Raw genomic sequence first — 23,285 nt, 5'->3', positions numbered from 1 at the left:
CATGACGAACAGCGAGTACGCGGTCTGGCACGGCCTCACGCCGATGGGCCCCCACCTGCGGGAGAACGGCCCCGACCTGTTCCTGGTCAGCGGTGCCGGCAGTCACCTGGAGGACGCCGCCGGGCGGCGCTACCTGGACGCCCGCTCGTCGATGTGGAACGTCACGCTGGGCTACTCGTGCGAGTCGGTGAAGCAGGCGATGACCCGTCAGCTCGACGTGCTGCCCAGCGGCACCGTGATGCGCTACGAGCATCCGCCGCAGGTCACCGTCGACTACGCCGCCGCGCTCGTGGCGCTGCTGCCGCAGCCGCTGCGACACGTACGCTTCGGCAACACCGGCAGCCAGATGACCGAGGCGGCGGCGATGCTGTCCCGGTTCTACCGCCGGATGACCGGCGAGACGGACCGGCACACCGTGATCGCCCTGCACGACGCGTACCACGGGACCGGACCGCTGGCCACGGCGCTGACCGACGAGCCGATCCTGCACGACTACTCCGCCCCGATCGACGGGCACGTGGTGCACGTGACGACGCCGCCGCCGGTGACCTGCGACCCGGACGCGTGCACCGGCGAGTGCGTACGCCCGGTCCTCGACGCCATCGAGTCGGTCGGCGTCGAGCGGGTGACGGCGGTGATGTTCGAGCCGGTCTCCGGCACCTCGTTCCTGCCCGCGCCGGAGCACTACCTGGAGACGCTGATCGTCGAGTGTCGCCGCCGGGGCATCCACACCATCGCCGACGAGGTGACCACCGGCGCCGGCCGGGTCGCCGCGATGACCTACATCGAGCGGCTCGCCGAGGTCCCCGACATGCTGGTGCTCGGCAAGGGCCTGAGCGCCGGCTACTTCCCGCTCGCCGCGCTGGTCGTGGCGACCGACATCTACGACGCCCTCGCCGACCCGCCCGTGCGGCTCGGCTTCCCCAACGGCTCCACCACCGACGGCCACCCGATCGGCGCGGCGGCCGGCCTGGCGGTGCTCGACATCCTCACCGCCGACGGCTTCCTCCCCGCGGTACGCCGACGCGGCGCCGAACTGGTCGAGATGCTCGACGCCGCGTCGCAGGCGGATCCCCGCATCGGCGCGGTCCGCGGCATCGGCATGATGCTCGGCGTCGAGCTGCGCGACGCCGACGGCGAACTCTGGTCGTTGCGCGACGTCCACAACCTGCGCGGGGTGTGCCGCGAGTACGGGCTGCTGACCAGCTACGCGAGCGGCGTGATGCCGTTGCTGCCGCACCTGACCGTCTCCACCGACGACTGCCGCGAACTGGTGGAGAGGTTCGCCAAGGCGGTGGCCGCGTACCGCTCCTGACGCCGGCCGTCCGGCCGACCCGCCAGATCCGGGCCGCAGAGATCGAACTGTCGACGCCTGTGGCCCGTACTGGTGCGTGGGAGGTCCGAGAACATGGCCGTACGTCGAGTTTTCGTCGTCGCGTTGGTCGCCCTCGTCGGGACGACGGCCGGTGCGCTGCCCGCCGCCGCGCAGGGTGCCCCGACGTACCCGGTCAGCCGCTCGGCCGCGTGCGCGCCGGACGGTCCGCACGTGGGCACGGCGGCCTGCCTGGCGGCGGTGCAGGAGGGCGCCGCGCTGCGCGAGTGGGACAACGTCCGGGTGTACGGCGTCGACGGCCGGGACCGGGACGTGATCCCCGACGGGGAGCTGTGCAGCGGCGGCCTGTCCGCGTACCGGGGGCTGGACCTGCCGCGCACCGACTGGCCGGCGACGCCGCTGACCGCCGGCGCGGAGTTCGCCTTCCAGTACCGTGCCACCGCCGCGCAGAAGGGCACGTTCCGGCTCTACCTGACCCGCGAGGGCTACACCCCGTCGAGGAAGCTGACCTGGGCGGACCTGGACCGGCTGCCCTTCCTGCGGATCACCGACCCGCCGCTGCGGGACGGGACGTACCTGATGTCCGGCCGGTTGCCGGCGGACCGCAGCGGCCGGCACGTGATCTACACGATCTGGCAGCACTCGGATACCGCCGACACCTACTACTCCTGCTCGGACGTGGACGTCGTGGCGGTCGACGCGTTGCGGCCGGGCGGCATCACGCCGGCAGGCTCCGCCGGTGGCACCCCGGAGGCCGAGAACGGGCTGCCGGGCGTCGGTGCCGACGCGACCACCGAGGTCGCCGAGAACGTACCCGTCGCCGCGGTCACCTACCTGGACGGCCGCCGCTGGCCGCTGGTCGCGGGCGGCCTGCTGGTCATGTTGCTGCTCGTGTCGATCGCCCTGCGGCTGCGCGGCTCGCGTGGCGGGCCACCGAAGGGACCCGCCTGCACCGTCCGCAACCACCGGGCCAACCCGCGCCCCTGGTGACCGTCCGGCGCGGCCTCGCCCGCCGGACCGGCGGTCGGGGAACGACGCGGCGGGTACGGTCGACGTCATGCGCTACGTGCAGCTCGACACCCCGAAGCCCCTGTCCAAGATCGGTCTCGGCACCTGGCAGTTCGGCTCGCGGGAGTGGGGCTACGGCCCCGACTACGAGCGGTTGGCGGCGGACATCGTCCGGCGCGCCGTCGAGCTGGGGGTGACCGTCTTCGACACCGCCGAGATCTACGGGTTCGGTCGCAGCGAACGGATCCTCGGCGCCGCGCTGGCCGCCGACCGGGACAAGGTCACCGTGGCCACCAAGATCTTCCCGGTGCTGCCGGTGGCGGCGGTGGTGCAGCAGCGGGCGGTCGCCTCGGCGGCCCGGCTCGGCGTCAGCAGCATCGACCTCTACCAGGTGCACTCGCCCAACCCGCTCGTCGCCGACGGCACCACCATGCGGGGCATGCGCGCGTTGCAGGACGTCGGCCTGGTCGGCGAGGTCGGGGTGAGCAACTACAGCCTGCGCCGCTGGCAGGTCGCCGAGACCGTGCTGGGTCGGCGGGTGCTGATGCAACCAGGTCCGCTACAGCATGGTGGACCGCAAGCCGGAGCAGGACCTGCTGCCGTACGCGGAGCAGGCGGGTCGGGTCGTCATCGCGTACAGCCCGCTGGCCCAGGGATTCCTCTCCGGCCGGTACGACGTGCGGCACCCACCGGTCGGCGCCATCCGCCGGGCCAACCCGTACTTCCTGCCGGAGAACCTGGCCCGGGGCACCGCCCTGATCGAGACGCTGCGTCAGGTGGCCGCCGCCCACGACGCCACGCCGAGCCAGATCGCCCTGGCGTACGTGCTGCGGCACCCGAACGTGGTGGCCATCCCCGGGGCGTCCAGCGTGGAGCAGATGGAGCGCAACGCCGCCGCCGCCGAGATCGACCTCACCGAGGACGAGTACGCCGCCCTGGTCAACGCGGCCCGGGCGTTCCGTCCACTGACCGGCCTGGCCGCCGTACCACGCATGATCAAGGCCCGCGCCGGCCGCTGACCTCGGTGCCCGCCGCTGGCGCGGCGGCGGTTCCTCAGGGCAGGTCGCGGGCGTAGCAGACGGAGAGCGGCGCGCCCCGGTACGGGCCGAAGTTGTCGATGGGCCGGTAGCCCTCGCGTTCGTAGAAGCGCTGCGCGTCGGGCTGGGCGGTGCCGGTCTCCAGCAGCAGGGTGCGTACGCCGGCCTGGCGGGCCGCCTCCTCCAGGGCGCACAGGACGGCGACGGCCACGCCCGTGCCCCGGGCGGGCGGGACCACGTACATCCGCTTGATCTCGGCCGAGTCGGGCCCGAGCAGGCGCAGGCCGCCGCAGCCCACGGCGGCGCCGTTCGCGTCGCGGGCGATTAGGAAGACGCTGATCGTCTCGGCGCTCGGCGGCGTCCCCGGCTCGTGGTCGTCGCAGCCGTAGCGGGCGTCGAGTTCGGCGCGCTGCGCGGCGCGCAGGCGGGTGGCGTCGATCGAGTCCCACGGCTCGTGGTCGATGGAGACCATGGTCGTCCCCTCTCCGGTGATCCGTAACAAGCGTTACCGTAACGTACGCTACGGTATGGGGCCACGGCCAGGGGAGGGGACGGATGCCCAGACGGCGCGACCTCGCCGACCAGCAGCGTCGCCTCTCGGCGGCCACCTGGTCGGTGCTGGCCGAGCGGGGGCTGCCCGGCCTCACCCTGCGCGCGGTCGCGGAACGGGCCGGCTGCACCACCGGCATGGTGTTGCACACCTTCGCCGACAAACAGGCGCTGCTGGTGCACGCCCGGGAGCTGTTGCATCGGCGTACCGGCCAGCGTGCCGACGCCGCCCAGGCCGACGCCGACTCGCCCCGGGCGGCGCTGCGTGCCGTGCTGTGGCAGGCCGCCTCGCCCACCGAGGAGAAGCGCGAGGAGGCACGGGTGTGGGTCGGCTTCCTCGCCGCCGCGTTGGCCGACCCGGTCCTCGCCGACCTGCACCGCGCCTACAACCGGCGGTTCCTGGACCGCATCGGCGGCCTGGTCGCCGAGGTCCGCCCGGACTGGCCGCCGGCCGCCTGCGCGGACACCGCGATCAGCCTGGTCGCGGTGGTCGAAGGGCTCAACGCGCTGGCGGCGGTCGATCCGCAGACCTACTCGGAGGAGTCGCAGCGGGTCGCCGTCGACGCCGCGCTCACCTGGCTGAGCCGGGGATCCGACGGGGAGAGCTGAAAGCCGTCCGAGCGCGCTAGCGTTGGGCGGGTGACTGCACCGACCTCGATGACCCCGGTCCCGCCGGCCGACCTGCCCGGCACGCTCGGCGCGCTGCGCGCCGCCGGCCACCGGTACCGCAGCGTCAAGCAGGAACTGCGGGACAACCTGCTGGCCCAGATGCGCAGCGGCGCGCCACGCTTCCCCGGCATCGTCGGGTACGACGACACGGTGCTGCCGGAGGTGGAGCGGGCGCTGCTGGCCGGGCACGACATGGTGCTCCTCGGCGAACGGGGCCAGGGCAAGACCCGGCTCATCCGGTCACTGGTGAGCCTGCTGGACGAGTGGACCCCGGTGATCCCCGGGTCGGTGCTCAACGAGCACCCGCTGCACCCGGTCACCCCGGCGTCGCGGACGCTGGCCGCCGAGTCCGGCGACGACCTGCCGATCGGCTGGCTGCACCGCTCGATGCGGTACGGCGAGAAGCTCGCCACCCCGGACACCAGCGTCGGCGACCTGATCGGCGACGTCGACCCGATCCGGCTCGCCCAGGGCCGTACGCTCGGCGACCCCGAGACGATCCACTTCGGGCTGGTGCCGCGTACCAACCGGGGCATCTTCGCCGTCAACGAGCTGCCGGACCTGGCCGAACGCATCCAGGTGGCGATGCTCAACGTGCTGGAGGAGCGGGACATCCAGGTCCGTGGCTACCAGCTCCGGCTTCCCCTGGACCTGCTGCTGGTGGCCAGCGCCAACCCGGAGGACTACACCAACCGGGGTCGGATCATCACCCCGCTCAAGGACCGGTTCGGCGCCGAGGTCCGTACCCACTACCCGACCGACCTGGAGCGGGAACTGGAGCTGATCCGGCAGGAGGCCGACCTGGTCGCCGAGGTGCCGGAGCACGTGCTGGAGGTGCTCGCCCGGTTCGCCCGCGCGGTCCGCGAGTCGCCCTCGGTCGACCCGCGTTCCGGTGTCTCCGCCCGGTTCGCCGTCGCCGCCGCCGAGACGGTCGCCGCCGCCGCGCTGCGCCGAGCCGGCCTGCTGGCCGCCGCCCCGGACGCGTCTGCCGTGCCGGGCGCGTCTGCCGCGTCTGCCGTGCCGGGCGCGTCGGCGGCTGGGGGTGAGGTGTTAGCAGGGGACCCCTCCTCTACCGCAGACGTTAATAGGGAGCCCTTCCTTGCACTCGACGCGGTAGCACGGGTGGGCGACGCGGTGTCGGTGACCTCCACCCTGCGCGGCAAGGTGGAGTTCGAGAGCGGCGAGGAGGGGCGCGAGATCGAGATTCTCGGCCACCTGCTCCGGACCGCCACCGCCGACACGTTCCGGGCCCGGCTCGCCGGGCTGGACCTGTCCGGGTTCACCACACTTGTCGAGGAGGGCGAGACCGTCGAGACCGGGGAACTGGTGTCGGCGGCCGACCTGCTGCGCCAGGTGGGCACCGTGCCGGGTCTGGCCAAGGTGCTCGACCGGCTCGGCGTCGGTGACGCGCCCAGCCCCGGGCAGGCCGCCGCGGCGGTCGAGTTCGTGCTGGAGGGGCTGCACCTGAGCCGTCGACTGGGCAAGGACGTGACCGACTCGGGGCGGAGCCGCTACGGCGGCCGGGACTGACCATGGCCGGCAACCGGTTCCGGTACGGGCAGTGGCGGGGCGGCCCCGATCCGCTGGCGCCGCCGTACGACATGCAGGCCGCGGTGGACCAGGTCGGCCAGGAGGTGCTGGCCGGCGGCAGCCTGCGGGACGCGCTGCGGGAGTTGCTGCGCCGGGGGCCGCAGGAGCGGGGCGGGCTGGACGCGTTGACCGCCCGCGCCCGGCGGCTCCGGCGGGAGGCCCTGCGTCGGGGTGACCTGGACGGCGCGGTGACCCGGGCACAGGCCCTGCTGGACCAGGCGCTGGCCTCCGAGCGCGACGAGTTGTCCGGCCGCTCGGACGAGGCGGCCCGGTTCGCCGAGGCGACGCTGGACAATTTGCCCCGGTCCACCGCACGAGCGGTGCGGGAACTGTCCGACTACCGGTGGGCCAGCGAGGAGGCCCGGCAGACCTACCAGCGGATCCTCGACGGGTTGCGGGACGACGTACTCGGCCAGCGTTTCGCCGGGCTGCGGTCCTCGGCCCAGATGGCCGCCGACCCGGCCGTGCAGGAGCGGCTGGCCGAGATGATGCGGGACCTGAACGCCCTGCTGGCCAAGCACGCCCGCGCCGAGGACACCACCGACGCGTTCGCCGAGTTCATGCGCCGGCACGGCGACTTCTTCCCGGAACGGCCGACCGACGTCGACGAGCTGATCGACCTGCTGGCCCGGCGGGCGGCGGCCGGGCAACGGCTGATGAACTCGCTCTCCGACCGGCAGCGGGAGGAACTCGCCGGCCTGATGCGCCAGTCGCTCGGCGACCGGCTGGCCGGTGAACTGGCCGACCTGGAGGGCAACCTGCGGGCGCTCCGTCCCGACCTGCGCTGGGGCCGGGGCGAACGGATGCGGGGCGAGCAGCCACTCGGCTACGGCGAGGCGACCGGGGCGCTGGACGAGATCGCCGAGCTGGACGACCTGCTGGACCAGTTGGGGCAGGAGTACCCGGGGGCGAGCCTGGACGATATCGACGTCGAGTCGGTGGCCCGTACGCTCGGCCGGGACGCCGCCGACGACGTACGCCGACTGCGGGAGCTGGAGCGGGAGCTGCGCCGGCAGGGCTGGGTGACCCGGGACGCCGACGGCCTGACCCTGAGCCCGAAGGCGCTCCGCCGCCTCGGTGGCACCGCGCTGCGCCAGGTCTTCGCCGAGTTGACCGCCGGCCCGCGGGGACAGCATGACCTGCGGTCGGCCGGCGCGGCCGGCGAGGTGACCGGCGCGTCCCGCCCCTGGGCGTACGGCGACGAGCAGCCCATCGACGTGGTGCGGACGCTGACCCGGGCGGTACGCCGGGCCGGCCCCGGAGTGCCGGTGCAACTGGCGGTCGAGGACTTCGAGGTGGTGGAGACCGAGCGACGCGCCTCGGCGGCGGTGGCGCTCTGCGTGGACCTGTCGTACTCGATGATCTCGCAGGGCCGGTGGGGTCCGATGAAGCAGACCGGCCTGGCCCTGGCCCACCTGATGGCGACCCGGTTCCCGCAGGACGCGCTCCAGATCATCGGGTTCGGTCGGCGGGCGGCGACACTGACCCAGCAGGAGCTGGCGGCGGTCGAGCCGGACATGACCCAGGGCACCAACCTGCAACACGCCCTGCGGCTCGCCGGCCGGCACCTGCGCCGCCACCCGGACGCCGAACCGGTGGTGCTGGTGGTGACCGACGGCGAGCCGACCGCCCACCTGGACCCGGCCGACGGCGAGGCGGTGTTCCACTGGCCGTCGTTGCCGGAGACCGTCGAGGCGACCATCCGCGAGGTGGACCGGCTCGGCCGGTACGGCGCGACGCTGAACCTGTTCATGCTCGGTGACGACCCGGGGCTGCGCCGCTTCGTCGACGCGGTGGCCCGGCGCAGCGGCGGCCGGGTCTTCACCCCGGACACCGAGGACCTCGGCGAGTACGTGGTCAGCGACTACCTGCGGTCACGGCGCGGTCGCCGCTAGGCTCGGCCGGGTGGAGGTCGACGGGTTGCGGCAGGCGTACGACGCGCTGCTGACCGAGGTCGACGCGGGCGGGTTCGGGCCGCCGCCGACCGGAGGCTACCGCGCCGAACAGATCGTGGCGCACCTGGTCACCAGCGACGAGCTGATGAGCGAGGCGACCGAGGCGGTGCTCGCCGGCTCCCCGTACGCCTTCTACGAGCTGGACGAGATCCACCGCCCGGAACTGGACGCGTTGGTCGTCGAGGCCGGCGGCCTGGACGGTCTGGCCGTCCGGCTCCGACTCAGCAGCGACCGTCTGGTCGCACTGGTCGCCCGGCTCGGCGCGGGGGCCGACACGCCGGTGGAGACGCACCTGCGCGAGGGCTTCGACCTCGTCGTCGACGAGCCGCTGCCCTGGGGCCGCGTCATCGACCTGCACACCCGCGTCCACCTGCCCCGGCACCTGACCGAGCTGCAAGCCCTGCGCCCCTGACACCCCGCCCTCGCGCGCCGCCCGGCACTCGCTGTCCCGGGAACTGTTAGCAGGGGACCCCTGCTATACCGCAGGCGTTAACAGGGGGCCCTTCCTTTAAAAGTTCGGCGGTACGCGGACGGGGCGACGCCGATGCGGAGGTGCAGTTGCTGGCGCAGGGCGGCGGTGGTGCCGAAGCCGCTGCGGTGGGCGATCTGGTCGACGGTCAGGTCGGTGCTCTCCAGCAGCAGCCGCGCGTGGTCGGTGCGTTCGTGCAGCAGCCACTGGGTCGGGCTGAGCCCGGTCTCGGCGCGGAACCGGCGGGTGAAGGTGCGTACGCTCATCCGCGCCTGCTCGGCCAGCTCGCGCAGGCTCACCGGCTCGTGCAGGCGTTGCCGGGCCCACTCGCGCGCGGCGGCGGTGCTGGTGTCGGTGGCCGGCGGCACCGGACGTTCGATGTACTGGGCCTGCCCGCCGTCGCGCCACGGCGGCATCACGCAGCGCCGCGCGGACCGGTTGGCCACCGCGCTGCCGTGGTCGGTGCGGACCACGTGCAGGCACAGGTCGATCCCGGCGGCGACCCCGGCCGAGGTGAGCAGCCGGTCGTCGGCGACGAAGAGCACCTCGGGGTCGAGGTCGACCCGGGGGTGCAGCCGACGGAAGCGGTCGGCGTACGCCCAGTGGGTGGTGGCCCGGCGACCGTCGAGCAGCCCGGCGGCGGCCAGCACGAACGCTCCGGTGCAGATCGACATGATCCGGGCACCTCGCTGGTACGCGGCGCGCAACGCGTCGAGCACCTCGGGCTCGATCACGCCGAGACGCAGCGTCGCCTCGCCGTGCACGCCCGGCACGATCACCGTGTCGGCCCGGTCCAGTAGTTCCAGCCCGTGGTCGGGCAGCACCCGGAACCCGGCGGTGCTGCGGACCGGACGGCCACCGGCGGTGCAGGTGTCGACGGTGTAGTAGTGCCGGTCGTCGGCGTCGCGTGCGGTGCTGAACACCTGGGCGGGAGTGCCGAGGTCGAGGGCGACGACGTCGTCGACGGCGAGTACGGCGATGCGGTGCGCAGACATGGCCCGATTGTTGCGCATCATGACCTCCGGGCCACTCGTCCCTACGGTCGTCGCGCCGCAGACTCGCCTGGTGAGTCGACCCACCCGCCTGCACCCGGCCTGGATCGTCGCCGCCGTCGCCTTCGTGGCGCTGGTCGGCGCCGCCGGTTTCCGGGCCACACCGTCGGTGCTCCTACACCCGCTGCACGCCGAGTTCGGCTGGTCGCTGGCCACCATCTCGGCTGCCGTCTCGGTGAACCTGCTGCTCTACGGCCTGACCGCGCCGTTCGCGGCGGCGCTGATGGACCGCTTCGGCATCCGCCGGGTGGTGGCCGCCGCGCTGGCCCTGGTCGCCGCCGGCAGCGGACTGACCGTCTTCATGACCGCGAGCTGGCAGCTCGTCCTCTGCTGGGGCGTGCTGGTCGGGCTGGGCACCGGGTCGATGGCGCTGGCGTTCGTGGCGACCGTCACCGGCCGCTGGTTCGTCCGTCGCCGGGGTCTGGTCACCGGTGTGCTCACCGCCGGCGGGGCCGCCGGTCAACTGGTCTTCCTGCCGCTGCTGGCGATACTCGTCGGGGCGTACGGCTGGCGTGCAGCGGCACTCGTCGTGACCGGCGCGGCCCTGCTCGTCGTACCGCTGGTGCTCTGGCTGCTCCGCGAGCACCCGGCGGACCTCGGGCTGCCCCCGTACGGAGGCAGTGAGGTCGTCGCCCCGGTCACCCCGCCCGGTGGGGCCGCCGCCCACGCGGTCGGCGCGTTGCTCCAGGCCGCCCGGACCAGGCCGTTCTGGTTGCTCGCCGCCGGCTTCGCGATCTGCGGCGCGACCACCAGTGGCCTGGTCGGTACGCACTTCGTGCCGGCCGCGCACGACCACGGGATGCCGCAGACCACCGCCGCCGGGCTGCTGGCGCTGGTCGGTCTCTTCGACATCGTCGGTACGGTCGCGTCCGGCTGGCTCACCGACCGGTACGACCCCCGGCTGCTGCTCGGCGCGTACTACGCGCTGCGGGGCGGATCGCTGCTGGTGCTGCCCGGCCTGTTCGCGGCCACCACCGAGCCGAGCATGCTGGTCTTCGTGATCTTCTACGGGCTGGACTGGGTCGCCACCGTGCCGCCGACGGTGGCGCTGTGCCGGGAGTACTTCGGTGCCTCGGGCGCGGTCGTCTTCGGCTGGGTCTTCGCCTCGCACCAGCTCGGCGCGGCGATCGCGGCCACCGGCGCGGGCCTGGTCCGTGACCAGCTCGGCACGTACACGCTGGCCTGGTACGTGGCCGGGATGCTGTCGGTGGGCGCGGCGGTGCTGTCGCTGATGCTGGTCCGCCGCCGAGGTCCGGCGGTCACCGAGCCCGTGCCGGTCGCCGCCGCGCCCCGCGCCTGGACCTACCGGGACTGAGCGCCGGTCACTGCAGCGCCCAGCGCTGCGCCGGGTTGCCGTCGCACGGTGCCTGGACGACGTCGGTGCCGGCCTCGCCACCGCCGTCGCGGACCTGGGCGCACTTGCCGCTGTGCACGGCCACCACCAGCACGGTGCCGTCTCCGGCCGCCTGGAGACGCCACTGCTGGTTGTCCTCGCCGTGGCAGCCGAACTGCTGCAACCGGGCACCGTCGTCGCCGCTGCGTCCCTCCACGTCGAGACACTGGTTGTGGGCACCGTTGGTCAGTGTCACGGTGTCCGGGCCGAACGGGTTGACCACCCACTGCTGCTCCGGCCCGCCGGTGCAGCCGGCCAGCTTCGCCACCGCCCGCTCGCCGTCACCGTCGAGCCCGAGGCAGAGGCCGGAGCCGACGCCCCGGAGCACCTTCGGCCCGGTGTTCGGGTCGGGCTCGGTGGGCGTGGGCGACGGAGTGGGCGTCGGTTCGGGGCTCTCTACGGTCGGTGGCGCGACGCTCTCGCTCGGGCTCGGTGCGGCCGACGTCGGGCTGCCGGCGACCGGTGCCGGCTGCGGGTCGTCGCCGCCACCGAGCAGGCCGGTGGCGAACAGCACCCCGGCCAGTACGCCGACCAGCCCGACCGCACCGGCCACCAGCAGCACCGGGTCCCGGGGCGGTCCGGAACGGCGGGTGCCGTAGACGGTGCCCGATCCATCGGTTTCCGACATGCCGGCATCCTGGCCCACCCCCGGGCCGGTACGCCATCGCAGGTGCGGTAACTCTCGCGTGGACGGCCCGCCCGCGGCACCTCCGACGCGTAAAGTGACCCCATGCACGCTTTGCGTGATCATGACGTGGCGGTGGCTCAGCTGCGACGGTCGTACGCGGCGGTGCCACCGGGTCGGCCGGTGCGGCTGGCCAAACGGACCTCCAACCTGTTCCGCCCGCGCGACGCCCCGCGCACGGCGGGTCTGGACGTCAGCGGGCTCGGTGGCGTGCTCGCCGTCGACCCGGCTGCCCGCACCGCCGACGTGCAGGGCATGTGCACCTATGAGCGGCTGGTCGAGGCGACCCTGCCGCACGGCCTGATGCCGCTGGTGGTGCCGCAGCTCCGCACCATCACCCTGGGTGGGGCGGTCACCGGGCTGGGCATCGAGTCGACCTCGTTCCGCAACGGCCTGCCGCACGAGTCGGTGACCGAGATGGACGTGTTCACCGGGTCCGGTGAACTGGTCACCGCCCGGCCGGAGGGCGAACACGCGGATCTCTTCGCCGCCTTCCCCAACTCGTTGGGCAGCCTCGGCTACGCCACCCGGCTGCGCATCGAGTTGCAACCGGTCCGGCGACACGTGGCGCTGCGCAACGTGCGGTTCACCGACCTGACCGCGTTGACCGAGGCGATCGCCGAGATCACCGCCGGCCGCGTCTGGGCGGGGGAGACCGTCGACGCGATGGACGGGGTGATGTTCAGCCCCGGCGAGGCGTACCTGGTGCTGGCCCGTTTCAGCGACGAACCGGGCCGGGTCTCCGACTACACCGGTCAGGGCATCTACTACCGGTCGCTGCGCCGGCTGCCGCACGACACGCTGACCGTCCACGACTACCTGTGGCGCTGGGACACCGACTGGTTCTGGTGCTCGGCGGCGTTCGGCGCGCAGCATCCGCTGGTCCGGCGGCTGTGGCCGGCCCGGTGGCGGCGCAGCGACGTCTACCACCGCATCGTGCGGCTGGAGCACCGGCACCAGGTGGCCGCCCGGATCGACCGCTGGCGCGGCCAGCCGGCCCGGGAACGGGTGGTGCAGGACGTGGAGATCCCGCTGGACCGCACCGCCGAGTTCCTGCACTGGTTCGCCCGCCGAGTGGGGATGGCCCCGGTGTGGCTGTGTCCGCTGCGGCTCCGCGAGCCGACGGGCAGTGGCTCTGCCCGGTCCTGGCCGCTGTACCCGCTCCGGCCGGGGCAGGACTACGTCAACATCGGTTTCTGGGGGAGCGTGCCGATCGCGGAGGGCGCCGCCGACGGCGACGTCAACCGCGAGATCGAGCGCGCGGTGTCGGGGGCGGGCGGGCACAAGTCGCTCTACTCCGACGCGTACTACGACCGGGATTCGTTCGACCGGCTCTACGGCGGCGAGACGTGGCGCGCCGTGCGGGACCGGTACGACCCGGAACATCGGCTCACCGGACTGTACGAGAAGGCGGTAGCGCGCGCATGAGCGAGCGTAGCGAGCGAATCATCAAGCTCAGTGCGATTGAGCCTCATGTCGGCACGGAGCGAAGCGGAGTGCCGGCATGAGCGAGCGTAGCGAGCGAATCATCAAGCTCAGTGCGAATGTGCCTCATGCTGGCACGGAGCGAAGCGGAGTGCCGGCATGAGCCTTGTTGATCGAGAGCGGGGAGCGGCCGGCGTTCCCGCCACACCGCCGGCCGGGAGCGGCCGACGTGGTCCGAGCGTCGCGGACGTGGTCCGGGCCCTCACCGCAGGCCCGCTGCCGGTCCGGGTCACCGGGTACGACGGCAGTCGACTCGGTCCGGCCGACGCCGGGATCACCCTGTCGATCCGATCCGAGCGGGGCCTGTCGTACCTGCTCACCGCGCCGGGCGACCTGGGCATGGCACGGGCGTACGTGAGCGGGGACCTGGCGCTGGAGGGGGTGCACCCGGGCGACCCGTACGAGGCGTTGCGGGTGCTCAAGGACGAGCTTCGGGTACGCACGCCGACGGTGGCCGAGGGGCTGGCCCTGGTACGCGGACTGGGTTGGGAGCGGCTGTTGCCGCCACCGGCGCCGCCGCAGGAGGCGCTGCCCCGCTGGAAGCGGATCGTGGGCGGGCTGCGGCACTCCCGGCTCCGGGACAGCAGTGCGATCAGCCACCACTACGACGTTTCCAACGCCTTCTACGAGAAGGTGCTCGGGCCGTCGATGACGTACACCTGTGCGGTCTTCCGTAGCCCCGACGACACGTTGGAGGAGGCCCAGGCGAGCAAGTACGACCTGGTCGCCGGCAAGCTCGCGCTGCGTCCCGGGATGCGGCTGCTGGACGTGGGCTGCGGCTGGGGCGGCATGGTCCGGCACGCGGCCCGCGAGTACGGCGTCAAGGCCCTCGGGGTGACCCTGTCCCGCGCCCAGGCCCAGTGGGCGCAGGCGGCGATCGCACGCGAGGGGCTGACCGGGCTGGCCGAGGTGCGGCACATGGACTATCGCGACGCGCCCGGAAAGGAGTTCGACGCGGTCTCCTCGATCGGGCTGACCGAGCACATCGGAGTGCGCAACTACCCGGCCTACTTTGGTTTCCTGCGGGACCGGCTGCGTCCGGAGGGGCGGCTGCTCAACCACTGCATCACCCGGGCCGACAACCGGGCGCCGCACCGCTCGGGCGCCTTCATCGACCGGTACGTCTTCCCGGACGGTGAGCTGGCCGGTCCCGGGCGGGTGATCAGTGAGCTGCACGACGTGGGGCTGGAGGTGCACCACGAGGAGAACCTGCGCCAGCACTACGCGCTGACGCTTGCGGCGTGGTGCCGCAACCTGGTGGAGCACTGGGACTTCTGCGTCGCCGAGGTGGGTACCGGCACGGCCCGGGTGTGGGGGCTCTACATGGCTGGTTCGCGGTTGGCGTTCGAGCGCAACGGCATCCAGTTGCACCAGGTGCTGGCCACGCGCAACGGCCCGGACGCGGTCAACGGCTATCCGCTACGGCCGGACTGGCTGCCCTGACCCGCTGACCTCGTCGGCTCGAAGGCCGCGCCGGATCGATAGGCGCGACCTTCCCCGATTCCTGTCGCGGACAGTGTCGCAAACACCACGTAGCGCGATGCTTCCGGTAGGTCGTGGCGGGTCGGCCGGGCCGGTGGGTCGGCGCGGCTATCGTGGCCTGTCGTGACGAGCAGCGAGCAGCGACTGGCCGCGATCCGCGGCGGCATCCCCCCGCGTCGGCACAACGCCCGGACGATCGCCGCGCTGACCGGCAACCCGGGCTGCACCCGGCGGGCCGTGCTGGACGGGGCCGGGGTGGACAAGCCGCTGCTGGCCGAGCGGATCGGCTTCCCCGCCCGGTTCGGGCAGTCCCGGTTCGCCATCACCCGGGGAAACGCGTTCGAGGCGCAGGTGAAGGCCGACGACGGCGCCGAGTTGCTGCGGCTGGTCGCCGAGCGGTTGGGCGTACCGGTGCCGACCTCGGCGCGGTGGACGGCGCTCGGCGACGGCGACGACATGGCGGCCCGCCAGCGACGCTCGGCCGCGCTCCTGACCGCCGCGCCGGACGGTCCCGACGACTCGGCCGCGTTGTTCGACCACCCGATGCTCGCCCTGGACGTCGCCGGGCAGCGGGTCCACCTGGAGCCGGACCTGGTGACCGCCCGGCTCGGCGGCCGGTTCCATGTGGTCGAGGTCAAGTCCTTCCCGGTGATCGACGGCCAGGCCGACCCGGCCAAGCTGGCCGCCGCCGCGATCCAGTCCGCGGTGTACGTGTTGGCTCTGCGGGACCTGCTCGTCGCCGCCGGCCGACCGCCGGAGTCGGTGTCGCACGAGGTGGTGCTGGTGTGCCCGCGCGACTTCACCAACCAGCCGGTGGCGCATTTGATCGACGTGCGCAAGCAACTGCTGGTGGTACGCCGCCAACTGGACCGGATGGATCGGCTGGACACACTGCTCGACGACGTACCGGCCGACTTCACCGCCGATCCGGGTGCCGACCCGTCGGCGCTGCTCGCCTCGCTGGGCGGGGTGCCGGCCCGCTACGCCCCCGACTGCCTGGCGACCTGCGAACTGGCCTACTTCTGCCGGCACGAGGCGGGCGGGCACACCGGTGCGCTCGGCCGCCCGGTGCGGGAGGCGCTCGGCGGCATCGAGGACGTCGACCGGGTCCTGGCGCTCGCCGGTGGCGAACCCGCCACCGACCCGGAGCAGGAGGAGGCCGCCGCGCTGCTGCGGACCGCCGCCCGCCTGCGCGCCGACGCCCTGGCCGGGTCGGCGTGAGACCCCCGACGCGCGGCCGGAGCGTGCCCGGTGGAGCATCGGCATGAGTACGCTGCGCGCGCTCGCGGCGGCGCAGGCGGTCGCCGCCGGGGTGGCCCAGCCGGTGGCCACCGTCCGGCACGTGCACCTGTCGGCCCGGCCGTTGGTGCTGGTGCCGCTGTCCATGGCGGGGGAGGCGAACGCCCCGCTGGCGGCGATGGTCGGCACCGCACCGGGCCGGGGACACCTGCTCGTCGTGCCGCAGCCCCGCAACCGGGAGCAGCGGTTCGGATTCGCCGCCGCGCTGGCCGACATCCTGCTGCCCTACGTCGACACGCACCGCCTCGGCTCCGAGACGGTCGCGGTCGACCGGGGCAAGGACGTCCGGCAGCGATACCTCGACGCCCCGCAACTGGTGGTGCCGAACCCGGCGGGCGTCACGTTCCTGCGGCTGCTCGGTCGCGCCACCCGGTTCCGCCGCGTCGACGGCGACTACCCGGTCCCCGCGTCGGTGCCGCTGCTCGGCCGCTGGCTGACCTTCCTCGCCGAACGCGCGGAGCATCCCGGCTCGTCGACGCTGCTGGCGTTGACCCAGGCCCTGAGCATGCACTGGGCGACCGGGCAGAGCGCGGTAGAGGACCTGCACCTGCCGGCGCTGCTCGGCTGGATCGCCCCGCCGTCCGGGTTGACCGGTGCCGAGGCGGCGGCCCGGGCCGAGGACCCGACGGTGTGTCCGCCCGCCGGACCGGCCACCGATCCCGACTTCGACAACCGGCTGCTCGCCCCGGCCATCGAGGCGTACGCCGAGGCCGACGCGGACTCCTCGGCTCGCGCCGAGGCGTACGCGGAGCTGGAGCGGCTGCTGCGCGACCAGCTCACGCCCACCTGGGACCTGATGTGGCGCGGCCTGGGGCTGCTGCGCGCGTTGCCGCCCGGCGCCCGGGTGGCGGGCCGGTGGACCGGAGACCGGGACGCCTTCACCGCGCACGCCGACCACGTCGACGAGGACGGCGCGCCGCAGCCCAGCCGCGACGGTGCGGTGGCGGCCGCGACCCGGCTGCACCGCCTGGAGCGGGCCGGCGCGAGCTACGCCGTGCAGCGCGCCTACGACGACCCGCTGGTGATGGCGGAGTACCGGCTGACCGGCGAGGCGTTCGTCGGCGAGGTGGTGCTGGCCGACCCGACACGGGTGGACGACACCGGACGCCGACCGGTGCTGCGTCCGCGTATCCAACTGGTGACCACCGAACCGGTGCTGGTGCCGGTCGGCGCGAGTCTGTGCAACCCGGCCCGACCGGGGCAGAAGGCCCGGGTGGTCTTCGTGACCCCGACCGCCGAGGGCAAGACCGAGGTGGTGCTGGAGCTCTCCGGCGGGATGGGTCGGGGCCTGACCGCCAGCCCCGGCAGCGTGCCCGAGGTGGGGCAGCGGCTCTGTTACACCACGCTCAGCGAGGCGTTCGTGCCCAGCGGCACGTTCCCGACTGTGGCGGAGACCCCGTGGACCCACGGCGGTCCGCCCACCCTCGACCCGCCCGAGGTGTAAGGAGGGGACCCTTCCTATACACCAGGCGTTAGAAAGGGTCCCTTCCTTTCACGCCGCCCGGCGGGTCGTGGGTGCCGGGTGGTCACCGTACGTGAAGATGTTTGTGGATGAACGCGTGCACGTACGAGAGAGAGCCGGAGCGAGCGCTGTGTCGCGAGAGGACGTCGGGCGGGCTGCCGCGCGGTGGCCCGGGCGGGACCGGGTCGGCTGGGCGGGGCTGTTCGCCGCCGGTCTGGTCGTGGGCGTCGAGACGGTCTGGCTGCTGCTGAAGCTGCCCGCCGGTGCGCTGGTCAGCGACCTCGGCGCGCTCGTCGTCGCGGGTCTGGCCGGGGCGGCCTGCCTGGGTGCCGCCCGCCAGCAGCCGATGGTACGTCGGTTCTGGCTGCTGTTGGCGGCGACCATGGCTCTGGCGATGGCCGGCCGGGCACTGTGGACGGTATTGCGGCTGGTCGGCGAGGACCTGCCGCACACGTTGCCGGTCGGGCTGCTCTTCGTCGCCGGTCTGGTCACCGGCACCGCGGCCCTGCTCTGCTCGGTCACCGCCCCGCGGACCACCGTGGGTCGGGTCCGGACACTGCTCGACGGGGTGATCGTCGGGCTGGCGCTGATCCCGGTCGGCTGGATGCTGATCTTCCGCAACGTCGCGATGGCGGATCTCGACGAGCCGCTGCGCACCGCCGGTCTGCTCTATCCGATGTTCGACCTGATGCAGTTGACCATCCTGGTCGCGGTGATCGGCCCGAGCCGACCGGTGTGGCCGGTGCTGACTCTGCTCGGCGCCAGCCTGACCGTCCGTGCGGTGGGCGACGCCGCGTACGTGTCGCTGGTGGCCGCCGGCACCTACCAGCCGGGTCGGCTGGTCGACGTGCTCTGGCCACTGAGCTACCTGCTGATCGCGGCAGCCACCCGGCTCGGGCCACCCCGCTACCGGGCCGATCCCGACGAGGCGGCCGAGTCACCGTTGCCGCCCTGGTGGCGGGTGGCGCTGCCGTACCTGCCGGTGGGCGGGGCGATCGTGGCGGTGGTGTGGGCCAGCCGGCCGCACGGCTACATCCCGCAACCGATCTTCATCGCGTTGCTGGCGCTGCTGGCGACGCTGGCGCTGCGGCAAGGGCTGGCCGCCAACGAGAACCTGCGGCTGGTCGGCCGGCTGCGGCAGCTCGCCTACATGGATCAGCTCACCGGGCTGCCCAACCGGTTGGCGTTCACCCGTCGGCTGCGCGCGGCGCTGCTCGGCACGAACCGGGTCGCCGTACTCCTGCTGGACCTGGACGGGTTCAAGCAGGTCAACGACAGGTTCGGGCACACCACCGGTGACACGTTGCTGACCGGGCTGTCCCGGCGGATGCGGCGCGCCGTCGGCGACGACGGGATGATCGCCCGGATCGGCGGCGACGAGTTCGCCGTACTGGTCACCGGCAGCCCGCCCGCCGAGCCGGAGCGCCTGGCGGAACGGCTGCTGGCCGCGCTGCAACCCTCGCCCGGCGAGGAACTGGTCGGGGTGCACCCGTCGGCCAGCATCGGCATCGCGGAGTACGGGCCGCAGCACATCGCCTACACCGACCTGCTGCGCGACGCCGACATCGCGATGTACGCGGCGAAGGCGGCGGGCAAGTCGGCGTACCGGCGGAGCACACCGGCGTTACGGGAGTCGGCGGTCAGCCGGGCCGAGTTGATCGCCGACCTGCGGCGGGCCGTCGACGAGGAGCAACTGCACCTGGAGTTCCAGCCGATCGTCGACCTGGCCACCGGGGCGGTCCGCAGCGCCGAGGCGCTGGTGCGCTGGCGGCACCCCCGGCTGGGCATGCTCAGCCCGGCCCGGTTCCTGCCGTTGGCCGAGGAGACCGGGCTGATCCTGCCGATCGACAGGTGGGTCATCAAGGAGGCGTGCCGGGCGGCGGCCACCTGGCAGGACCGGGTACCCAGCGCGACGGTGGCGGTGAACATCGCCGCCGCGCACCTGCGCCGCCCGGACCTGATCGCCACGGTCACCGAGGCCACCGCCGGGGCGGGCCTGGCACCCCGGGCGCTGACCCTGGAGCTGACCGAGTCGGCTCTGATCGAGGGCAGCGACGCCGTGCTCGACCGGCTGGGGCAACTGCGCGAACTCGGCATCCGGATCGCCATCGACGACTTCGGCACCGGGTACTCGTCGCTGAGCTACCTGCACCGCATCCCGGCCACCGAGTTGAAGATCGACCGCTCGTTCGTGTCCCGGATCTCCGACGACGCGCGGGCGTACGCCACCGTGGAGATGGTCACCCGGCTGGCCCACGCCTTCGACCTGGGCGTGGTGGCCGAGGGGGTGGAGACCGAGCGGCAGCACGACGCGGTGGCCGCCATCGGCTGCCTGCAGGGGCAGGGCTACCGCTACGGTCGCCCGGCGGCGCTGGCCGAGTTGCGGACCGTCCTGGCCGGTCCGGCCCGCCCCGTCTGACCGGTGTCGCAGAATCGGACTTGACCCTCACGTAGCGGCAGGCGGGAGCGTGGTTCCCAGGAAGGGAGGGAACCATGGCGTACCGCGTGGGCGAGGTCGCCCGGCTGGCCGGGGTGACGGTCCGGACGCTGCACCACTACGACGAGATCGGGTTGCTGTCGCCGAGCGGGCGCAGCGGCGCGGGCTACCGGAGCTACTCCGAGGCCGACCTGGAGCGGTTGCAGGTGATCCGCTACTACCGCGAGCTGGGGTTCCCGTTGGAAGAGATCGCCGCGATCCTCGACGACCCGGCGAGCGACCCGGAGGCGCACCTGCGCCGTCAGCACGAGCTGCTGACCGTACGGATCAAGCGCCTGCAGGAGATGGTCGCGGCGATCGAGTTCGCGATGGAGGCGAGCAAGTTGGACATCCGATTGACCCCGCAGGAGCGGTTCGAGGTGTTCGGGGACTTCGACCCGGAGGCGCACGCCGAGGAGGCGGAACAGCGCTGGGGTGGCACCGAGGCGTACCGGGAGTCGAACCGGCGCGTGTCGCGCTACACCAAGGAAGACTGGGCGCGGATCAAGGCTGAGAGCGAGGACTGGGGGCGGCGGATCGTCGCGTCGATGGAGTCCGGCGCACCGGCGGACGGACCGGCCGCGCGGGAGTTGGCCGAGGAGCACCGCCGGCAGATCAGCCAGTCGTTCTACGAGTGCTCGTACGAGATGCACACCTGCTTGGCCGACATGTACCTGGCCGACGAGAGGTTCACCGCCCACTACGAGGCGATCGCACCGGGGCTGACCGCGTACCTGGCCGAGGCCATCCACGCGAACGCGATCAGCCGGGCCTGATCCGGGGCGGCGATCGGCGGGCGGGAACCGTCGGACCGGGGGAGTATGACTGACATCGTCGACTCCACGATCTTTCGGAGGTCCCCTTGTTGATCGTCGCCGGCACGCTCTACGTCGATCCGGCCGAGCGGGACGACTACCTGGCCACCTGCGTGGAGATCGTGCGGGCGGCCCGCTCGGCGCCCGGCTGCGTCGACTTCTCGATCAGCCCGGACGTGGTCGAGCCCGGGCGGATCAACGTCTACGAGCGGTGGGAGTCCGACGACCAGTTGTTGGACTTCCGCGGTGCCGGTCCGGAACCGGACCAGCAGGTCGCCATCGTCGGTGCCGAGGTGCACAAGTTCCGGATCAGCTCGGTCGAGTCCCCCTGAGCGGGGGAGCGGGCGGGCGGCGGGCAGCGGCGCGGAAGGCCGCCACCGCCGCCTGCTCGCCCGCCAGTTCGTCCCGCCGGGCCGGGGCGCGGGCCGCGCGTAGCGGCGCGGCGAGCCGGCCGGCCCGGCGCAGGGCGACCGGGTCGCCGTCGAGCAGCCGGTCGACGATGTGCCGATCCCTGCGGCGCGGTGGTGCGTGGCTCATCTCGCATTCCCTGGCGTAGTACCGGACCTCGGCGTCGCCGGGTCCGTGGCGGGCGGGCGTCCTGCGCACCCGCTCGATTGATTGGCGTCACCGTCGCCGGTGGCGTCACAGTCACCCGCACGTCGCCATCCGGCCACGCAGCGAAACCACCATCTTGTCCTTATTAGTCCACCGATCGGGTAATTCACCCGCTCTTGGCCGTGTCCATGGTGGTTCCCGGGGTCGTTAACACTGTGACACCCCACTTAGGTGGCCTGCGGTTGGTGGCCTGCGCGGCGAAGGAGTCGGCGTGGCAAGGACTGATTCGACGGGTTCGACATGGCGGTACCGGTGGGCGCGCCGGCAGAACGAGCGCAGGCTGCGGATGTTCCGCAGCGCCGAGGGGGACTGGCGACGACGCGACGACGAGCTACGTCGCCTACGGACGCTCGCGGAGCAGTGTCACGGCTCGGCCACGGCGGGCCACGGTCTCCCGCTCGAACTGGACGCCGACGAGGTGGTGCTGCGGGTGGTACCCGCCGCCCAACTGGTGGAGGTGCGGCACAACGCCGTCCTGCCCGCTCCCGATCTGACCGTGGCCCCGCAGATCGGCCGGCTGCGCCAACGCCTTCCCGAGGGAGTACGGGCCACCGACGCCGGGATGGCCGTGGTCACCAGCCGTCGGCTGGTGCTGCTCGGCGGGCGGGGACGCCGCGACTGGGCGTACGCGCGGATGACCGGGCTGGCGCACGACCCGCACGCGCCGGTCACCCTGATGCAGGTGTTGGACCGCCGACGCGGCTCCGGGGTGTTGCTGCCCCCCGACGCGGCACCCGACTTCCGCTTCGTGCTCACCCTGGCGTTCGCCGACGCGATCGAGCAACGGGCCACGGTGATCGCGCAGCTCGACGAGCTGATCGCCGAGCACGCCCGGCTGCGCCCGTCCCGACCGGGCATCGCCACCCCCGGGCAGGCCCGGTTGTCGGCGCTGATCCCGGGTGGTCGGCGGACGGCCGTGGTCGCCGCCGCACTGGCCGTGATGGTGCCGGTGGCGTTGGCGAACTCCGGCTCGGACCCGGCCGGCACGGACACGGCGGTCGCCGCCACTCCGGCGCCGGTCGCCGCGACCGGCGCGTCCAAGGCGCCGCGCGCCAGCGGCTCGACTGCGCCAGGTCGGGATGCGCCGACACCGGAGCGGCGGTGCGGCGCCCCGGTCAACCCGATGGGGTACGACTTCTGCGGCGGCGAGCGGATCCGCGAGCCGGCCCGTGACGTGTGCGAGCACTTCGACTGCGTACCCGGGTTCTGGAACGGTCGGGGTTACCTGGTGCAGTGCGAGGACGGCAAGGTCAGCCTGGCCGGCGGCAGCCCGCGCGCGTGCGGCGCGCACGGCGGTGTCCGCCGCACCGTCTGGGGCTGACACCTCCGGTCGGACGTGGGCGCGGGTCCGCCCACGATCCGCCGGTCTCCTCGGCCGGTCAGCGCTGCTCGGTGGTTCAGCGCGGCGAGGAGGCTCAGCGCTGCTCGGCGGCGAGGTCGGCCAGGCGGGACAGGGCCGGTGCGGCGGCGAGCAGTCGTTCCCGGTCGGCGGCGTCGAGCCCGGCCAGCGCGGCGGCGAGCAGGTCCCGCCGGTGTTGCTCGTGGGCGGCGATGCGCTCCCGCGCCGTGTCGGTCAACGTCAGCCGGACGGTCCGCCGGTCGACCGGATCCCGGTCGCGGCTCAGCAGACCGGCGGTGGTCAACTCGCCGACCAGGGTGCTCACCGTGTTCGGGGCGGTACCGAGCCGCTGGGCGGCCTCCCGGACGCTGACCCCCGACTGCCGCTGCACCAGTCGCAGCACCTCCACCTGCGCGTCCGGCAGCGCGACCCGGCCGGTCCGTTGGGCGGCCGTCCGGCGCAGCACCCGCTGCAGGTCGCCCAGGGCCCCGCTGAGCTGCCCGAGCGTCTCTTCCGTCACAGAACGGCCCTCTCCACGGCAATAACTCTGTAAGCAGAGCTATCGTAGCCCG

At 73.3% G+C, this 23,285-nt stretch carries 21 protein-coding genes and 1 pseudogene; 17 read left to right on the top strand and 5 right to left on the bottom strand.

Features of this window, described 5'->3' with window-relative positions; genetic code table 11:
- Position 1 precedes the first annotated feature (1 nt).
- The 4 genes and pseudogenes from ACIBO1_RS00735 (at position 2) to ACIBO1_RS00720 (ending at position 3,360) form a co-directional block, all read left to right on the top strand.
- Positions 2-1,315 (top strand): aspartate aminotransferase family protein, encoded by a 1,314-nt coding sequence (locus tag ACIBO1_RS00735; RefSeq protein ID WP_396740342.1) that lies wholly within the window; start codon positions 2-4, stop codon positions 1,313-1,315.
- A 93-nt stretch (positions 1,316-1,408) separates the two neighbouring features.
- Complete coding sequence (locus tag ACIBO1_RS00730) at positions 1,409-2,323, top strand: lytic polysaccharide monooxygenase (RefSeq protein ID WP_396740340.1); 915 nt, start codon at positions 1,409-1,411, stop codon at positions 2,321-2,323.
- A gap of 67 nt (positions 2,324-2,390) precedes the next feature.
- Positions 2,391-2,798, top strand: a pseudogene (locus ACIBO1_RS00725) (aldo/keto reductase); the annotation flags it as partial.
- Positions 2,799-2,907: 109 nt separating this feature from the next.
- A complete protein-coding gene (locus tag ACIBO1_RS00720; protein ID WP_396740338.1) occupies positions 2,908-3,360 on the top strand; it encodes an aldo/keto reductase in 453 nt (150 codons plus the stop codon).
- A gap of 34 nt (positions 3,361-3,394) precedes the next feature.
- Here the strand turns inward: ACIBO1_RS00720 and ACIBO1_RS00715 are convergent, their stop codons facing one another.
- A complete protein-coding gene (locus ACIBO1_RS00715) occupies positions 3,395-3,850 on the bottom strand; it encodes a GNAT family N-acetyltransferase (protein WP_396740336.1) in 456 nt (151 codons plus the stop codon).
- Between the two features lie 83 nt (positions 3,851-3,933).
- On the opposite strand from ACIBO1_RS00715, the gene ACIBO1_RS00710 reads away from it, so the two are divergent.
- From ACIBO1_RS00710 to ACIBO1_RS00695, 4 genes are read left to right on the top strand one after another with little or no spacing between them, the layout of a single operon-like run.
- The gene (locus ACIBO1_RS00710; protein ID WP_396740335.1) at positions 3,934-4,536 is read left to right on the top strand and encodes a TetR/AcrR family transcriptional regulator; all 603 of its coding nucleotides are present in this window, start codon (positions 3,934-3,936) and stop codon (positions 4,534-4,536) included.
- Positions 4,537-4,584: 48 nt separating this feature from the next.
- Positions 4,585-6,126, top strand: a complete 1,542-nt coding sequence (locus ACIBO1_RS00705; RefSeq protein WP_396741448.1) for a magnesium chelatase — start codon at positions 4,585-4,587, stop codon at positions 6,124-6,126.
- A 2-nt stretch (positions 6,127-6,128) separates the two neighbouring features.
- Positions 6,129-8,081, top strand: coding sequence for a VWA domain-containing protein (locus ACIBO1_RS00700; protein WP_396740333.1), 1,953 nt, complete (start codon positions 6,129-6,131; stop codon positions 8,079-8,081).
- A 10-nt stretch (positions 8,082-8,091) separates the two neighbouring features.
- The gene (locus tag ACIBO1_RS00695) at positions 8,092-8,553 is read left to right on the top strand and encodes a hypothetical protein (RefSeq protein WP_396740331.1); all 462 of its coding nucleotides are present in this window, start codon (positions 8,092-8,094) and stop codon (positions 8,551-8,553) included.
- A gap of 77 nt (positions 8,554-8,630) precedes the next feature.
- Here ACIBO1_RS00695 and ACIBO1_RS00690 read toward each other — a convergent pair whose 3' ends face one another.
- Complete coding sequence (locus ACIBO1_RS00690; protein WP_396741446.1) at positions 8,631-9,623, bottom strand: GlxA family transcriptional regulator; 993 nt, start codon at positions 9,621-9,623, stop codon at positions 8,631-8,633.
- A gap of 1 nt (position 9,624) precedes the next feature.
- Here ACIBO1_RS00690 and ACIBO1_RS00685 point away from each other — a divergent pair, with 1 nt between their 5' ends.
- Positions 9,625-10,977 carry an MFS transporter gene (locus tag ACIBO1_RS00685; protein WP_396741444.1) on the top strand — a complete coding sequence of 451 codons (1,353 nt, stop codon included), beginning with the start codon at positions 9,625-9,627 and terminating at the stop codon, positions 10,975-10,977.
- Between the two features lie 7 nt (positions 10,978-10,984).
- Here the strand turns inward: ACIBO1_RS00685 and ACIBO1_RS00680 are convergent, their stop codons facing one another.
- Complete coding sequence (locus ACIBO1_RS00680) at positions 10,985-11,683, bottom strand: RICIN domain-containing protein (RefSeq protein ID WP_396740330.1); 699 nt, start codon at positions 11,681-11,683, stop codon at positions 10,985-10,987.
- A 102-nt stretch (positions 11,684-11,785) separates the two neighbouring features.
- Here ACIBO1_RS00680 and ACIBO1_RS00675 point away from each other — a divergent pair, with 102 nt between their 5' ends.
- From ACIBO1_RS00675 to ACIBO1_RS00645, 7 genes are all read left to right on the top strand, one after another.
- Complete coding sequence (locus tag ACIBO1_RS00675) at positions 11,786-13,168, top strand: FAD-binding oxidoreductase (protein WP_396740328.1); 1,383 nt, start codon at positions 11,786-11,788, stop codon at positions 13,166-13,168.
- A gap of 156 nt (positions 13,169-13,324) precedes the next feature.
- Entirely contained in the window at positions 13,325-14,668 is a 1,344-nt protein-coding gene (locus ACIBO1_RS00670; protein WP_396740326.1) for a class I SAM-dependent methyltransferase, read from the top strand.
- A 162-nt stretch (positions 14,669-14,830) separates the two neighbouring features.
- A complete protein-coding gene (locus ACIBO1_RS00665; protein WP_396740324.1) occupies positions 14,831-15,928 on the top strand; it encodes a hypothetical protein in 1,098 nt (365 codons plus the stop codon).
- A 43-nt stretch (positions 15,929-15,971) separates the two neighbouring features.
- A complete protein-coding gene (locus tag ACIBO1_RS00660) occupies positions 15,972-17,450 on the top strand; it encodes a hypothetical protein (RefSeq protein WP_396740323.1) in 1,479 nt (492 codons plus the stop codon).
- 148 nt (positions 17,451-17,598) lie between these two features.
- Entirely contained in the window at positions 17,599-19,887 is a 2,289-nt protein-coding gene (locus tag ACIBO1_RS00655) for a putative bifunctional diguanylate cyclase/phosphodiesterase (RefSeq protein ID WP_396740321.1), read from the top strand.
- A gap of 74 nt (positions 19,888-19,961) precedes the next feature.
- Positions 19,962-20,720, top strand: a complete 759-nt coding sequence (locus tag ACIBO1_RS00650) for a MerR family transcriptional regulator (RefSeq protein ID WP_396740319.1) — start codon at positions 19,962-19,964, stop codon at positions 20,718-20,720.
- Between the two features lie 86 nt (positions 20,721-20,806).
- Complete coding sequence (locus ACIBO1_RS00645) at positions 20,807-21,091, top strand: putative quinol monooxygenase (protein ID WP_396740317.1); 285 nt, start codon at positions 20,807-20,809, stop codon at positions 21,089-21,091.
- Here ACIBO1_RS00645 and ACIBO1_RS00640 read toward each other — a convergent pair.
- Positions 21,069-21,296, bottom strand: a complete 228-nt coding sequence (locus ACIBO1_RS00640) for a hypothetical protein (RefSeq protein ID WP_396740315.1) — start codon at positions 21,294-21,296, stop codon at positions 21,069-21,071. The two genes, ACIBO1_RS00645 and ACIBO1_RS00640, sit on opposite strands and share 23 nt — an antisense overlap.
- Positions 21,297-21,585: 289 nt before the next feature.
- On the opposite strand from ACIBO1_RS00640, the gene ACIBO1_RS00635 reads away from it, so the two are divergent.
- Positions 21,586-22,695 carry a hypothetical protein gene (locus ACIBO1_RS00635; protein ID WP_396740313.1) on the top strand — a complete coding sequence of 370 codons (1,110 nt, stop codon included), beginning with the start codon at positions 21,586-21,588 and terminating at the stop codon, positions 22,693-22,695.
- A 94-nt stretch (positions 22,696-22,789) separates the two neighbouring features.
- On the opposite strand, the gene ACIBO1_RS00630 is transcribed toward ACIBO1_RS00635, so the two are convergent.
- Complete coding sequence (locus ACIBO1_RS00630) at positions 22,790-23,233, bottom strand: MarR family transcriptional regulator (protein WP_350693247.1); 444 nt, start codon at positions 23,231-23,233, stop codon at positions 22,790-22,792.
- Positions 23,234-23,285: the final 52 nt, after the last annotated feature.

Origin of the sequence: Micromonospora sp. NPDC049903 (assembly GCF_044460945.1) — a bacterium.
Taxonomy (GTDB): Bacteria; Actinomycetota; Actinomycetes; order Mycobacteriales; family Micromonosporaceae; genus Micromonospora.
Note: the sequence above shows the minus strand (reverse complement) of the source record. Positions and strands in the feature narration are given on the sequence as shown.